Annotated in this window: 12 protein-coding genes; 1 reads left to right on the top strand and 11 read right to left on the bottom strand. The window is 70.0% G+C overall.

From position 1 onward, the window contains the following. Positions 1 to 239 precede the first annotated feature (239 nt). From GV007_RS15330 to GV007_RS15305, 6 genes are all read right to left on the bottom strand, one after another. Positions 240 to 1547: a M20 family metallo-hydrolase gene (locus GV007_RS15330; protein WP_160073912.1), complete on the bottom strand. Its 1308-nt coding sequence runs from the start codon at positions 1545 to 1547 to the stop codon at positions 240 to 242. Further along, a complete protein-coding gene (locus tag GV007_RS15325) occupies positions 1537 to 2655 on the bottom strand; it encodes an S-methyl thiohydantoin desulfurase domain-containing protein (RefSeq protein WP_160073910.1) in 1119 nt (372 codons plus the stop codon). Before GV007_RS15325 ends, GV007_RS15330 begins: the two co-directional genes overlap by 11 nt. Further along, entirely contained in the window at positions 2648 to 4504 is a 1857-nt protein-coding gene (locus tag GV007_RS15320) for a urocanate hydratase (RefSeq protein WP_201297720.1), read from the bottom strand. The genes GV007_RS15325 and GV007_RS15320 overlap by 8 nt, the downstream gene beginning before the upstream one ends. After that, positions 4497 to 5339, bottom strand: a complete 843-nt coding sequence (locus GV007_RS15315; RefSeq protein ID WP_160073906.1) for an IclR family transcriptional regulator — start codon at positions 5337 to 5339, stop codon at positions 4497 to 4499. Before GV007_RS15315 ends, GV007_RS15320 begins: the two co-directional genes overlap by 8 nt. 2 nt (positions 5340 to 5341) lie before the next feature. Next, positions 5342 to 6730, bottom strand: coding sequence for a dihydroorotase (locus tag GV007_RS15310; protein ID WP_160073904.1), 1389 nt, complete (start codon positions 6728 to 6730; stop codon positions 5342 to 5344). A gap of 328 nt (positions 6731 to 7058) precedes the next feature. After that, a complete protein-coding gene (locus GV007_RS15305; protein WP_416362272.1) occupies positions 7059 to 7541 on the bottom strand; it encodes an Lrp/AsnC family transcriptional regulator in 483 nt (160 codons plus the stop codon). A 141-nt stretch (positions 7542 to 7682) separates the two neighbouring features. On the opposite strand from GV007_RS15305, the gene ald reads away from it, so the two are divergent. Next, positions 7683 to 8804 carry an alanine dehydrogenase gene (gene ald / locus GV007_RS15300; RefSeq protein WP_160073902.1) on the top strand — a complete coding sequence of 374 codons (1122 nt, stop codon included), beginning with the start codon at positions 7683 to 7685 and terminating at the stop codon, positions 8802 to 8804. Between the two features lie 474 nt (positions 8805 to 9278). Here ald and GV007_RS15295 read toward each other — a convergent pair whose 3' ends face one another. The 5 genes from GV007_RS15295 to GV007_RS15275 all read right to left on the bottom strand — a co-directional run bounded on the left by GV007_RS15295 (position 9279) and on the right by GV007_RS15275 (position 14637). Then, on the bottom strand, positions 9279 to 10034 hold the full coding sequence (locus GV007_RS15295; protein WP_160073900.1) for an ABC transporter permease: 756 nt from the start codon (positions 10032 to 10034) through the stop codon (positions 9279 to 9281). Further along, entirely contained in the window at positions 10034 to 10759 is a 726-nt protein-coding gene (locus tag GV007_RS15290) for an ABC transporter permease (RefSeq protein WP_104240165.1), read from the bottom strand. Before GV007_RS15290 ends, GV007_RS15295 begins: the two co-directional genes overlap by 1 nt. Next, a complete protein-coding gene (locus GV007_RS15285; RefSeq protein WP_160073898.1) occupies positions 10756 to 11820 on the bottom strand; it encodes an ABC transporter ATP-binding protein in 1065 nt (354 codons plus the stop codon). Before GV007_RS15285 ends, GV007_RS15290 begins: the two co-directional genes overlap by 4 nt. Positions 11821 to 11866: 46 nt before the next feature. Next, entirely contained in the window at positions 11867 to 13546 is a 1680-nt protein-coding gene (locus GV007_RS15280; protein WP_160073896.1) for an aromatic amino acid ammonia-lyase, read from the bottom strand. 152 nt (positions 13547 to 13698) lie between these two features. Next, a complete protein-coding gene (locus GV007_RS15275; protein WP_160073894.1) occupies positions 13699 to 14637 on the bottom strand; it encodes an ABC transporter substrate-binding protein in 939 nt (312 codons plus the stop codon). Between the last annotated feature and the right edge of the window lie 188 nt (positions 14638 to 14825).

Below are 14825 nucleotides of genomic sequence, written 5' to 3'. Positions count from 1 at the left end.
CACCCCTACCAGCCGAGAACAGCCAAACCCAACCCACCCCAGCCCACCCCAGGCCACGACTCGGGCTGGCGAAGTCACTCCCTGCTGGAAAACTTCCCCCAACGAAGGGACCTTTCCATCCCGAAACCCCGGAAACGGCGGGAGCGAGATCAACCGGGCAGACAGGCAGGGCGGGCAGGCAGGACGGGCAGCGCCGGGCAACCGGGCCGGCCCGGAGGTCGGCGTCGCGGCCGGCGCGGTCAGCTCACGGCGAGGGGGCGCTCGCTGCGGTCGGCCGCGACGAGCGCAGTCGCGAGCACGTGGATGCCGACCGCGATGTCGTCGGCCTCGGTGAACTCCTCGGGCACGTGGCTGCGCCCGCCGACCGATGGCACGAAGATCATGCCCATTGGTCCGAGGTGCGCCAGGTGCGCCGCGTCGTGGCCTGCTCCGGACGGCACGGCCTCCCACGTGTAGCCGAGCGCGTCAGCGGCCTCGCCGAGGAGGCGCTGCACGTGGGGGTCGGCCGCGACCGGATCCTGGTCATTGAGCCACTCGATGGCGGTCTCGACGCCGCGAAGCGCGGCCGCCGACGCGATGTCCTCGGCGACGCGACGCTTCGCGCCGTGCAGCCACGACGCATCCACGCTGCGCATCTCCGCCCAGATGCGCGCCTCGTCTGGAACGATGTTGAAGGAGCCAGGCGACGACTCAATACGGCCCGTTGTCGACACGCCGTGGATGGGGGCCCCGCACGCCTCCCGCTCGATGGTGAGGATCGCCTCGGCGGCCGCGATGAGCGCGTCGTGCCTGCCCTGCATGGGCATGGTGCCCGCGTGGTCCGCTCGGCCCGAGAACGCGGCCATGAGGCGCTCGATGCCCGCGATCGCCGTCACGACTCCGACCTGCTTGCCGCTGCGTTCGAGCTGCGGCCCCTGCTCGATGTGCAGCTCGAGGTAGGCGTGCAGGGAGCCGGGAGCCCAGGCCTGGCCGAGCGCACCGCTCGTGTCGAGGCCGAACCCCGTCATGGCGTCGCCAAGCCGAAGCGCCGAGTCGCCGTTCGTTCGCTCGAGGTGCCCGGGGAGGAGCAGCCCCGCGATGGAGCGCGAGCCGATGCAGGAGACGCCGAACGAGTTCGCCTCCTCGCCGAGGAAGTCGACGACGTACAGGTCGCGTGCGAGCGTGATGCCCTCCTCGCGCAGCCGCCGAGCCACCTCGATGCCGCCGAGCACGCCCACGATGCCGTCGTAGCGTCCGCCCGCGTGCACGGTGTCGGTATGCGAGCCGGTCATGAGCGGCTTCAGCGACGAGTTCGCGCCGCGCAGCACCCCGACGACGTTGCCCGCCGGGTCGATGTGCGCGTCGAGACCGGATGCGCGCATCCGGTCTCGCACCCATTCGCGCCCCGCACGGTACGCATCGGAGAACACCCTGCGGGAGAACCCTGGCTCTGCGCTCTCGATGAGGCCGGCGAGCTCGGTCAGGTCGGCGAGCACCCGCTGCTGGTCGGGGCGAAGACGCGACGGGTCGACGGCGCCGAGCAGCACATCCGCGGTGTCAGCCGACATAGCCGGCCGTTCCGCCGACGAGGCCGGAGTCGCGGTACTTCAGGAAGTCGATGCCCATGATCTGCTCGATCTCGGCGAGCCCGGACTCGTCGATCGCCGACGACGACACCGGCAGCGCGGAGGCCGGCACCGACACGAGCACGACCTCCTGGCCCTCGGCGGCATCCTTCACCGCGACCGCCTCTCCGAGCTTCGGGTCGAGGAGGATGATCGTGTCCGGGTAGGTCGCGATGCGCTCCCCGTCCGACTCGATGGCCATGTACTCGTTGAGGTACGGCACCGTGAAGTCGCCGATGCGGAAGGTGCCGTGGTCCCAGCCTCCGTGCGTGTCGGTCGGCACCTCGAGGCCGAGCGGCCCGCGCGAGACGACCGTGCCGCCGAGGCGTTCGACGACTGCCTGCACGAACGCCTCCTGCTTGCCGGCGCCGCGCTTCCTGAGCGCCGCCGCCATGTCCCTGCCGAGGTCGAGGGCGAGCGAGATGGACCCGTGCGCGGCGTGCTCGCGCACGTAGCTCAGCTCGACCGGGTTGCGGGCGGCGGCGATGAAGCCGCCCGTGCGCACCGAGATGTCGCGCAGCACGTCGTCGCACGTGTTGATCGTGCCCCGGTTCACGGAGAGGAAGTGGCCGTGGAGGGCACGGTTGCCGCCCGACACGACCTGCGTCGCCACGTAGCCTTCTCGCTCGGCGAGGCCGAGCGAGCCGAGCTTGCCCGTCGGGTGCGCGCGCACGTCTCCGGCCGCATCCAGCACCTTGACGCCGAGCACGGACGACTGGATCCAGCCGTTCAGGGTCGTCGAGTAGCCGTTCTGGGCCGTCATGACGGCCGAGATGGGCACCTCGGTCGCTTTGATGAGCTCCTGCAGGGCGTGCACGTAGTCGACGGGGCGGATCTCCCAGTTCTTCGCGGCTGGCGCGCCGATCGCGGTGACCGTCGCCACCCAGCTGTCTTCCGGGAGCTCGTCGATGCTCGCGAGCACCGGCCTGTTGAGCTCGGTCGCCATGCGGCCCATGAGCTCGCCGTGGTGCTTCCACCCGCCGCCGCCACACGCGAGCACACCGCCCCCGAGCACTCCGTGGACGGCGTCTTCCTGGGTCAGTTCACGCACGGGCGTTCCCTTCGGGGTCGGTGGGGGTGGATGCTGCCTGCTCGGCCGCCTGCTCGGCGGTCGCCGAGGCACCGCGCGCGGCGAGCCCGAGGGCGGCGATGGGGGCGTCGCCCGTCTCGCCGTTCCGCTCGATGGCGGACGCTGCCTCCTCGTAGCCAGCGGCGGCGTGGCGGATGACGCCGAGCCCCGTGTCCAGGTCGAGAGCCAGGCGGAGGCGTTCGAGGGTATCCGGCTTGCCGTCGGCGACGATGGAGACGCCAGCGGACTGCATCCACCCGGTGTAGCCGCCGCCACCCGAGTGGATCGCGACGAGGTCGGCCCCGGCGGTGGAGAGCAGCATGGCGTCGAGGAGCGGCCAGTCGGTGACGCCGTCGGAGCCGTCTCGCATGCCCTCGGTGCCGATGCGCGGATGGGTCATGCCGGCGGAGTCGAGGTGGTCGCGGCTGAAGAGCACGGGAGCAGTGAGCCGGCCGTCGGCGACGAGCTCGTTCGCGGCCTGCGCGAGGCGCGAGCGTTCGCCGTGCCCGAGCCAGCAGGACCGCGCGGGGAGGCCCTGCTGCGGCACGTGGACGCCCGCGAGCGCGAGCCACTCGGCGACCTCGGGCCGGTCTGGGAAGAGCGAGGATGCGAGTGCATCCATGGTCAGCTGGTCTTCGATGTCGCCGGACAGGCACACCCAGCGGAAGGGCCCGATGCCGCGCGCGAAGAGCGGCCGGAGGTAGGCCTCCATGAACCCGGGGATGCGGTTGACCCGCTCGGTCTCGCTCTCGCCGAGGTGCTCGAGCGCCTTCACGCGCAGGTTGTTGCCGTTCTCGAAGGCGATGGATCCGCGTTCCTGCAGCGTGAGCATGGCCTCGACCTGCTTGGCCATGGAGGCGCGTGCCAGTGCCTCGACGCGTTCCGGCTCGGACTCACGGGCGGCGACCCACTCGTCGAGCGTGTACTCGAGGGGCACGTAGCCGTAGCGCGCGTCGTGCGCGGCGGTCTGGTCGGTGACGATGTCCGGGGTGACGCCGCGCGAGGCGAGCTCCTCGAAGACGGCCGCCGCGTTGGCGCGGAGCGCGACGGCGGCGGGGATGCCCTCGGCGCGGGCCGCCTCGAGCAGCGCCAGCGCATCGTCGAGCGAGGGCGCGAGGACATCGACGCCGCCCACCGCGAGGGCTCGATCGATCTTCACCTGGTCGATCTCCACGGTCAGCGACGACAGGCCGAGGATGCGCGCCGAGATGGGCTGGGCGGAGCCCATGCCCCCGAGTCCGGCCGTGAGCATCCACCGGCCCTCTGCCCGCGCGTCGTAGTGCTGGACCAGCACCTCTCGGAGGAGCTCGTACGTGCCCTGGAGCACGCCCTGCCTGCCGATGTACTGCCAGGCGGCTGCCGTCAGCCCGCCCCAGATGGTCTGCCCGGCCCGATACCGCTCGTAGAAGCGGTCGCTGCTCGCCCAGTTGCCGACGGTGTTGTTGACGGCGGAGAGCACCATGGGCGAGTCGCGCTTCGTCGACATGACGCCGACCGCGGCGCCCGTCTGCAGGATCAGCGTCTCGGCCTCGTCGAGCTCGAGCAGCGAGTTCACGATGCGGCAGGCCTCGTCCCAGTTGCGGGCAGCCTTGCCGAGCGACGCGTAGACGATGAGCTCCGCCGCGTTCTCGCCCACCTCGAGCACGTTCTCGAACATGCGCAGCAGGCCCTCGGCCCGCCAGTTCCTCGCGCGCAGCTTCGTGCCGCGCTGCGCGGTGATCGGCTGCGTTCCACGCGCGAGGATGGGGCTCACGAGCGGCCCGGACACGGGCGGCGCGGACTCCTCGAACGCGGGGGATGGGGCTGCGGGGTTCGCGGCGATTTCAGGCACTCTGGTCGCTCCAGACTTCGAGGTCGACGTTCGACGGCAGTTTCGCGGCGAGCTCTGCAGCTCCCTGCTTGAGGAGCGCGACGCGCTCATCCAGTACCCCAGTCTGCCGCTCGTCACCGACAAGAGACAGGGAGCACAGCACTCGGCCGCCCGCGAAGACGGGCACGCCGATACCGACCATGCCCGGGGTGATCTGCCCGTAGGAGACGGCGTGCCCCTCGGCGCGCACCTGCCGCAGGTACGGCTCGATCATCTCCGGGCTCATCGTCGCGGTCGTGTACGCGCGGAGGCCACCGGAGAGCAGCTCGCGCACGACCTTCTTCGGCGCGTACGCGAGCAGAGGCAGGGCCGTCGCCCCCGCGTACAGGCTGCGCACCTTCCCGCGGCCGAAGGGGATGCGGTGCTGCGGATGCGCGTACGACACTTCCAGGCACACGGCCGTGATGTGCACGCGCACGGCGAGGATCGCCGTCATGCCGGTGAGCTCCCTGAGGCGACGCAGCACGGGTGCCGCGTAGCGCACGAGGTGCGGGGAGGCGTCATCGCTCTCCGCAAGGCGGCTCGACGGCATGAGATAGCCGTCGATCTCGATCGCGAAGCCCGCGTCTCGAAGCACGGTCACGTAGCGGTACACGGTCGACAGCGGCATGCCGAGCTCGCTGCTGATCTCCGAGATCTTGAGCCGCCCTCGGCCCTGGATCAGCTGCAAGATCTCGAGGCCTCGGTGCAGCGACTTGTAGGCGGCTCCCCCGGTGCCGCCGCCCCCGCCGGAGGCGGCCGCTCCCCCTGATATCGGCCGCCCGTTCGGGTCTGCCTGTGGTCGCAGGTCGCTCATGGTCAGACCAGCACCTCTCCCCGGCCCGCGCGGGCCAGGAGCCCAGCGGTGTCGGAGTAGACGAGCTCGCCGCGCGAGAAGGTGTGCGTCACGCTTCCGCCGGGCGACATGCCCTCGTAAGGCGTCCAGCCGGCGTTCGAGAGCATCCGGTCGAGCTCGATGGATGCGTCCCCCGGCGTGAACACGACGATGTCGGCGTCTTTGCCGACCTCGAGCGACCCCTTGCGAGCGTCGAGACCGTACCGGCGCGCTGGACTGATCGTGAGCGCATCCACAGCCTGCGCCAGCAACGTGCCGGACGGATCGCGACGCAGCGCGCCGCCCAGCGTCGCGGCGACGAGCGTCTGCACGCCCGGAGCGCCCGAGCTGTTGTCGAGCATGACGTCGTGGTCCTTCAGCTCCCTCGACCACGGGGCGTGGTCCGAGCTGACAACGCTCACCAGGCCCCTGCCGAGGCGATCCCACAGCCCGTCGCGCGCCTCCGCGTCACGCAACGGCGGGTTGATCTTCAGGTGCCCCCGCTGCGTCTCGAGGTCGTCCTGGGTGAAGGTCAGGTAGTGCGGGCAGGTCTCGAGCGTCACATCGGCGCCCTGTGCCCGGTACCAGTCGACCAGGTCGACGCTGCGGGGCAGCGACAGGTGGCAGACGTGCAGCCTGGCCCCCGTGTCGGCGGCGACCTCGAGCGCCGTCAGCACGCCGAGCGTCTCCGAGACGGGCGGACGAGAACGTGAGTGCGACTGCGGGTCGCTGCTGCCCGCCGCTCGCTCCTCGCCGAGGAGTGCCTGGATGATCTCGTTGTTCTCGGCGTGCGTGCACAGCGTGCGTCCCGCGTCCCGGACCGCGGCCATGACGCTCAGCAGCTCGCGGTCGTCGATGCGAGGAAAGCGCGTCGCGTGCGTGTGGAACAGCGACACCTTGAAGCCGGCGGCACCAGCCTCGGCGAGTTCGCCGGCCGCGCGCCAGCCACCGCCGGGCGCGAGCGTGCCGAGGAGCGCCACGTCGATGTGCGCCTCATCGTTCGCGAGGTCCTGCTTCGCGCGGAGCCTGTCGAGGCTGTTGATGGGGCCGGTGCCGTCATAGGGCATCTCGACGATCGTCGTCACGCCGCCGGCCGCAGCGGCCCTCGTCGCCACCGCGATGCCCTCGCCGCCGTGCGAGAGGGAATGCACGTGCGCATCCACCACACCGGGCAGCACGTAGGCGTCGCCGACGTCGACGATGCGTGCACCAGCGGGCGCCGGAGTGCGGGAGCGCCCCGTGTGCACCGCGACGATGCGCGGCCCCGCCGCCCACACCTCGCCTGGCCCCCAGACACCGCGCGGGTCTCGGATCTTCCCGCGCACGATGAGGGTCGCGACGAGGTTGTCCTGCGCCTGCGCTGCTGGATCCATGCACACAGAATAAGAACGTCACGACTGTTTCGGCTACTGCGTTCTCAGATCGCGGGACGAGCTGCGGGTGCAGGTGCAGGCCGCTGCGGCGACGGGAAGCAGTGGGTGGGCAGGGCCGGCGTTGAGGTGAAGGCCCTGTTGGACGGGCGCACCCCGACGCCGCAGACCTCGGCCTCGCGCAGGTTTGCGCGACGCCGCGCCTGCGTATCCCCGAAGTCTGCGCGGGGTACGGCCACGGCGCTCGCAGGCCCGGGGTATCCGCAGGTCGTCACCTCCGTGAAGCTGCCAGAGGCCGACATCTTGGCGTGCGGCACGACGGCGCGGCCGCTCAGCGGATGCGGTGGTGGTCGAAGACGATGCTCGTTCGAGTGGATGCGACGGCAGGGTGCGTCGACAGGTTCGCCACCACGAACTCCCGCGCGTCATTCGAATCGCGGACCGCGACGTGAACGATGAAGTCCTCCGAGCCGCCGAGGAAGAAGATCTGCACGACCTCGGGCAGTGCACGCATCTCCTCCGCGAAGTGAGCGAGCTCCTGACGCTGCCCCGAGCGGATGTTGACGCTGATGAGGGCCTGCAGCGCAAGGCCCAGCTGCGGCAGGCCCACATCCGCTGTGAACCTCGTGATGATGCCGCGATCGACGAGCGAGCGCACGCGCGCGATGCACGTCGACTGGGCGATGCCGACCGCGGTCGCGAGCTGCGTGTTCGACTGCCGCGAGTTGGCCTGCAGCAGCTCGACAAGACGGCGGTCGACCTCGTCGAGCATTCCGGCATCGACTGCCCGTAGTTCCTTCGGCGTTTCACCCACGCGCGTGCTCCTTCATCGCAGTTTTCTCCCGATTCTCCCTCATGTGCCGATGTTTCTTCGGTACGTAACGTATTTGAAGCACGTTCTGCGCATGATTGCCGGAGAGAAACACCGAACGAGCACGAACACAAAGGGGTAATCATGCGCATCGGGGTCCCGACGGAGATCAAGAACAACGAGAACCGCGTGGCCATCACGCCCGCCGGGGTCCACGAGTTGGAACGCCACGGCCACGAAGTGTTCATCGAGGCGGGGGCAGGCCTCGGCTCAGCTATCGCCGACACCGCCTACGAGGCGGCGGGTGCGCGCATCCTCGCGACCGCAGACGAGGTCTGGTCCACGGCGGAGCTTCTGCTCAAGGTGAAGGAGCCCATCGCGTCCGAGTACCGCCACATGCGCCCCGAGCTGGTGCTCTTCACGTACCTGCACCTCGCGGCCGACCGCGCGCAGACGGAGGCGCTCGCGGGCGCAGGCACGACCGCCATCGCGTACGAGACGGTGCAGCTCCCGAACCGCTCCCTGCCGCTGCTCACGCCCATGAGCGAGGTCGCGGGCCGCCTCGCCACCCAGGTCGGGGCCTACCACCTCATGAAGGCCGCGGGCGGACGCGGCCTGCTGCTCGGCGGCGTGCCCGGCACCCCGAAGGCGAAGGTCGTCGTCATCGGCGGTGGCGTCGCCGGGGAGCACGCCGCTGCGAACGCCGTCGGCATGGGCGCGGACGTCACCATCATCGACCTGAACATCCCGCGCCTGCGAGAGCTCGAGGTGCAGTTCCAGGGCAAGATCCAGACGCGGGCATCTTCGGCGTACGAGATCGCGGCGCAGCTCGCCGAGGCCGACCTGGTCGTCGGCTCCGTCCTCATCCCTGGCGCCGCCGCCCCGAAGCTCGTCACCGACAAGATGGTGGCGGGCATGAAGAAGGGCTCGGTGCTCGTCGACATCGCAATCGACCAGGGCGGATGCTTCGAGGGCTCCCACCCGACGACGCACGATGACCCGACGTTCCCCGTGCACAACTCGATCTACTACTGCGTCGCCAACATGCCGGGTGCCGTGCCGGAAACCTCGACGCGCGCCCTCACGAACGCGACGCTCCCGTACGTGACCGCCATCGCCGATAAGGGCTGGAAGCGGGCCATGCAGGAGGACCCTGCCCTCGCGCTCGGCCTCAACGTGCACGGCGGGCAGATCACCAACCGAGGTGTCGCCACGGCGCTCGGCCTCGCATACCGCCCGGTCGACGAGGTCCTCGCCGCCGAGTAGCTCGCTCCCCGGCGCCGCGCCGCACACCCGCCCGCGCCCGCCAGCCCGCGACGTCCCGCGCCCGCACCCGCGCCGCACCGCGCCCACCTCGATCGCTGCCCGGCGTTTCGCCCTCCAAAACCGTTCCTGGAGGGCGAAACGCCGGGCAGCGATTGCTTGCGGAGCGAGGCGAGGCGGGGTGAGCTGGCGTGAGGCGAGGTGGGGTTAGCTTGCGCGACGCTTTCGAGTGCGCTGCGAGTTTCGGTGGCGAATCGCATGCTGGTCCCGCTTTTCGGACTCACCCCGTCGAGCCATCACCGAAGCTTGAGCTGAATTCACAGCGGCGGCTCCCCGCGATCCGGAACCCCGGAGCAAAACGGCAACGCGAATGCTGCCCGGCGTTTCGCCCTCCAGAACGGTTCCTGGAGGGCGAAACGCCGGGCAGCGATTGCTTGCGGAGCGAGGCGAGGGCGAGGTGGCGGGGGCGCCCGGGGGCTACGCGCTCGCCGTGGCCGTGCTCGTGGATGCGGCGGTCGGGCGGGAGACGGCGCCGGCACGAGAACCGGCACCGACCTCAGCCCCGGCACCCTTCGACCCGCGCTTCGTGCGGCCGGGGACGACGAGTCGCCCGAGCAGCGCGAGCAGGCCGTCGACGACCAGCGCGAGCCCCGTGACGAGGACAGCGCCGACCAGCACGCGCCCGTAGTCCGTGACCGCGAGGCCGTCGAAGATGTAGCGTCCGAGGCCGCCGAGGTTCACGTAGGCGGCGATGGTCGCCGTGGCGATGACCTGCAGCACCGCGCTGCGGAGTCCCGCGACGATGAGCGGCATCGCGTTCGGCAGCTCGACCTGCCACACGATCTGCCACTCGGTCATGCCCATCGCGCGCGCCGCGTCCACGGTCGCGCGGCTCACGTTCGCGACACCCGAGTAGACGCCGGCGAGGAGCGGGGGCACGGCGAGCACGACCAGCGCGATCACCGGCGGGAACAGTCCGAGGCCCATGAGCAGCACCAGCAGCGTCATGAGACCGAGGCTGGGGAGTGCTCGCAGTACGTTGGCGGTGGCGACGATGAACGTCGTCCCCTTGCCCGTGTGGCCGATGACGAGACCGAGCGGGAACGCGATGACCGCGGCAAGCGCGACCGCCAGCAGCGAGTACCAGAGGTGCTCGCCGACCCTGGCTGGGATGCTCGAGGAGCCCGCCCAGTTGGCCGGGTCGAGGAAGTAGGCCAGCATCTCGTTGAACATCAGATGTCCCCCTTCGCGATGACGGTGTCGAGCATGGCGGTCTCGGTGCGCTCGTTCGGCGTGCGCCTCGACGCCCGCTTCGCCTTCACCCGGTCGCTGCGCAGCCATGGGGTGGTCGCGACGCCGATGATCGCGATGACGCGGTCGAAGATGAACGCGAGCACGAGGATCGTGATGATGCCCGCGAAGATCTGGTCAGGGTAGTCGCGCTGGAACCCGGCGGTGAAGAGCTGGCCGAGGCCGCCGACGCCGATGACGGCGCCCACGGAGACGAGCGACACGTTGGTGACCGCGACGACCCTGAGCCCGGCGACGAGCACGGGGATGGCGAGGGGCAGCTCGACCGCGATGACACGTTTGATGGGCGAGTAGCCGATGGCGCTCGACGCGTCCTTCACATCGTCCGGAACCGCGTCGAGCGACTCAAGCACGGTGCGGATGAGCAGCGCCGTCGAGTACAGCGTCAACGCGATGATCACGTTGAGCGGGCTGATGATGGGCGTGCCCACGATCGACGGGATCACGACGAAGAGCGCGAGCGAGGGGATCGTGAAGACGATGCTCGCGACGATGATCGCGACGCCGCGTCCGCGCGGTCGCCCGACGAGGAGCATCCCGAGCGGGAGGGCGATGACGAGGCCGAGCACCGTCGGCACCACCGACAGCACGGTGTGCTGGATGATGATCGGCCAGACCGTCTCCCAGTTCGCGATGAGCCAGTTCATGACCGGTCGCCGCTCGCGTCCGCGACGCGGGCGAAGACGGCCTCGCCGCGCACCACCCCGGTGGCCACGCCGGCCTGGTCGACGACGATCGCGAGGCCGGCCGGGGATGCGAGCACCGCATCCAGGGAGCGACGCAGGTTGTCGTCGAGCGTCACGACGGCGCCGACCGGGACGCGCAGCGAGCTCGCGCGGTGCAGCCACGCGTCGGGGCGTCCGTCGTCGTCGACCGCGAGCGACCACTCGGCCGTATGCCCGTCGAGGCCGATTATGCCGGCGACGGCGTCGGCGAGGGGCTCCGCGGTGAGGGAGGCGTCCCGGAACGTGAGGGCGCGGTAGCCGCGGTCCTTCGAGATCATGCTCGACACGAATGTGTTGGCGGGCCTCGTCATGACCTCCTCGGCTGCCGCGTACTGGTGGAGCACGCCGCCCGGCCCGAAGACGGCGATCTTGTCGCCGAGGATGAGGGCCTCGTCGATGTCGTGCGTCACGAACACGATCGTCTTCTTCAGCTCGCGCTGCAGGCGGATCATCTCCTGCTGCAGCTCGTCGCGCACGACGGGGTCGACGGCGCTGAACGGCTCGTCCATGAGCAGGATGGGCGGGTCTGCCGCGAGGGCACGGGCCACACCGACGCGCTGCTGCTGGCCGCCGGAGAGGTCGGCCGGGTAGCGGTGGACGAGCTCGGGGCGGAGGCGGACGCGCTCGATGGCATCCATGGCCTTCGCTCTGGCCTCCTTCGCGGGGACCCCTTTCAGGCGCAGCACCGTCGCGACGTTGTCGAGCACCGTGCGGTGCGGGAAGAGGCCGGCGTTCTGGATCACGTACCCGATACCGAGGCGCAGCTGCGTCGAGGGGACGTCCGCGACGTCCTTGCCCGCCACCGTGATGCGGCCGCTGGACGCGTCGATCATCTTGTTGATCATGCGCATCGACGTGGTCTTGCCGCATCCGCTCGGCCCGACGAAGGCCGTGAACGAGCCCTCCTCGATGTTGAGGCTGAGGTCGTTCACCGCCGTGGTGCCATCCGGATACGTCTTGGTGACGTTCTCGAAGGTGATCATGCTGCTCCTTGGCTGGTGACGGGTGGTCGTGGGGCGAGCGTGGAGCTCACGCGTCCTGCACGTGCTCGCTCAACTCGGCGATGTCGGCGCGCACGCGGTCGATTCGCTGAGAGGTCATGATCGCCGGGTCGTTGAGGGCGAGGGTCTCGCGGATGCGCTTCGAGAGCTGCACCACAAGCGGAGCGCGGTCCTTCATGCTCGGGGCCGGTGCGGCGACGCCCACGCCGACGGCGAGGAGCCCCTCGATCGCGAGGAGTCGCTCGGCCGCCTCGAGGCTGTCCTCGAGGAGCCGCACGGCCAGGTAGCCCTGCGCGTTGTGGTCTTCCACGCCGTCGCCGACGACGCCGCCGAGGTGCGAGACGGGCGCCGCGAGCTGCTGCAGGCGCGCCATGAGCGACGAGGCCGTGTTGGCGAGGATGACGGGCACGAACGGATGGTCGGCGTCGTCGATCGACAGCACCTGCTCGACGAGCGACCGCTCGGAGCGGAGCCGCCTGATCATGAGCGAGCAGCGCCGCTCGCTCATGATGCCGAAGTGCGCGAGCAGGAGGCGCACGGAGTCGGCCGTGATGGCCATCTGGATCGTCGAGAAGTTGCCATTCGAGATGATGACGTCGTTGTCGATGTCGATGTACGGGTTCTCGCTGCGCGCGTTCAGCTCGACCGTGACCGACTCTCGCAGCACATCCGCCTGCTCGATGAGGGTGCCGTGCACCTGCGGCACGGTGCGCATGGAGAGCGGGTCCTGCAGGGAGCCCGCCGTGGCCGGCCCGTAGGCGCGGCTCGAGCCGAGCAGGGAGCGGAAGCGTGCGGCCGCCCGGATCTGGCCGGGGTGGGGCCTGGCCGCGACGACCTTCTCCTGGAAGCCCTTGACGCTGCCGTTGAGGGCGTCGAAGGTGTGGGCGACGACGAGGTCAGCGGATGCGGTGAACCGGTCGAGCCGCACGGAGGTGAGGGCGGCGATACCGACGGAGGCGGCGTTCGCCCCGACGAGCGCGAGCCCGTCCTTCGCGGCGAGCTCGAGCGGCACGAGACCGGCCGTCGCCAGCGCCTCGCGGGCGGGGACGGTCTGGGTGCCCGTCTCATCGAGCACGCGCCCGCGGCCGACGAGAACGTTGCCGACGGCGGCGAGCATGGACAGGTCGGCGGCACCCACGGACCCCTCGGACGGGATGGCCGGGGTGACGCCGCACTCGAGCAGGCAGCGCAGGCCCTCGAACAGTGCCGTCGTGGCGCCGGAGTTGCCCTGCGCCATGACGGCGAGGCGCGCGAGCATCACGGCTCGCGCTTCGATGGGGGTGAGGTTCTTGCCGACCGCCGCGTCGTGGGAGGCGAGCACGAACAACTGGAACGCGTGCTGCAGCTCCTCCGGGATCTCCTGGTCGCGCAGCGGCCCGAGGCCGCGGTTCACGCCGTATGCGGGCTCGCCGCGGGCCATGACGCTCTCGATCACGCCCCGCGCCTCCGCGAGCCGGACCCTGACGTCCGGGTCGACGTCGAGGTGGCCGACCGTGACGGCGAGCCGCTCCAGGATCCGCGGCGTCATCCGGTCGCGGCCGATGACGAAGCTCGTCAGCGGCAACGACCCCTCTGCGCTGGTGCCCGCGAGTGCGTTGACTCCGGCCGAGGATGCATCCGTGACCGACCGCTTGCCCTGCGCTGCCCGCTTGCTGGGGCGCATCGTGGGTCGCACGTGCGGCCGTTCGGCGTCTGCGTGCTGCTGCATCCGGAACTCGCTTCTCGTAGATCTTGGAGCTGGAGGTGAGGAAAGCGGGGGGGGGAGTCGATGGTTCAGGGTGCTGCTGCCGAGAGGGTGGATGCGGCGGGACTCGCCCGCATCCACCCTCGCAGCGTCACCGCGTGATGGGGAAGCGGAGCCTAGGCGCCGAGCAGGCCCTTCTCGGTGAGCCAGTCGGTCGCGGCCTTGGTGGGCTCGACCTTCTCGTCACCGGAGACACGCGTGTTGAGGGCGATGAGCTCGTCGGTCGTCAGCTGCGCCGAGATGGCGTCGATGACCTCAGCGACCTCGGGGGTGAGCTTCTCGGTGTTGCCGACAGGGATGACCTGCTGGGCCGGGAAGTTGTTCTTCGGGTCCTCGAGCACGACCAGGTCGTTCTCGACGATCGCAGGCGACGTCGTGAAAATGTTCGCGACCTGCACCTGTCCGCTGACCAGCGCGTCGACCGTTGCCGGTCCGCCACCATCGGCGATGGGGGTGAACGCTGCAGGCTCGACGCCGTAGTTCGCCTTCAGACCAGGCAGACCCTGCGGGCGCTCCTGGAACTCGGCCGGGGCACCGTAGGTGATCTCGGCGTTGTGGGCGGCCAGGTCGGCGATGGTCGTCAGGTTCCACTTCTCAGCGGTCTCCTTCGTGACGACAACGGCGTCCTTGTCCTCGGCGTCGGCCGGGGTGAGGCCCGTGAGCCCCTCCGTCTCGAGTGCCGCGGTGAGGTTCGTGTTGATGGTCTCCGCGTCCGTCGTCTCTGCCTCGGGGTCGAGGAAGATGAGGAGGTTGCCCGTGTAGTCGGGGATGAGGTCGATCGATCCGTCCGACAGCGCGGGGATGTACGCCTCGCGCGAGCCGATGTTGAACTGCGTCTCGACGGTGAAGCCGGCGTCCTTCAGCGCTTCCGCGTAGAGGTTTCCGATGATCTCGGACTCTGGGAAGTTGGCCGAGGAGACGACGATCGTGTCGCCGGATGCTGCGCCAGCGTCGGTGCCGCCAGCGTCGGGAGCGGTCGGGTTGGAGCAGGCCGAGAGGAGGCCGATCGCTGCGAGTGCAGCGACGCCTCCGGTAATCAGACGCTTCTTCTGCATTGGGGTTCCCCTATCTTCGGCGGTAGCCAGAACATCAGTGAGTTCGGCCATCTTAGGAATGTGCCCCATGAATTCGGAGCGCGCTTCCCGGATAGCGCGAATTAACTCTGTGTTACGTGCGCAACGTCGCGGACCGGCCCGGTGTTCCCGAACCAGATGCGGCGCATCCTCAGTACATTCGCACGAAA

It is taken from the genome of Pseudoclavibacter sp. 8L (assembly GCF_902506465.1).
GTDB lineage: Bacteria > Actinomycetota > Actinomycetes > Actinomycetales > Microbacteriaceae > Pseudoclavibacter.
Note: the sequence above shows the minus strand (reverse complement) of the source record. Positions and strands in the feature narration are given on the sequence as shown.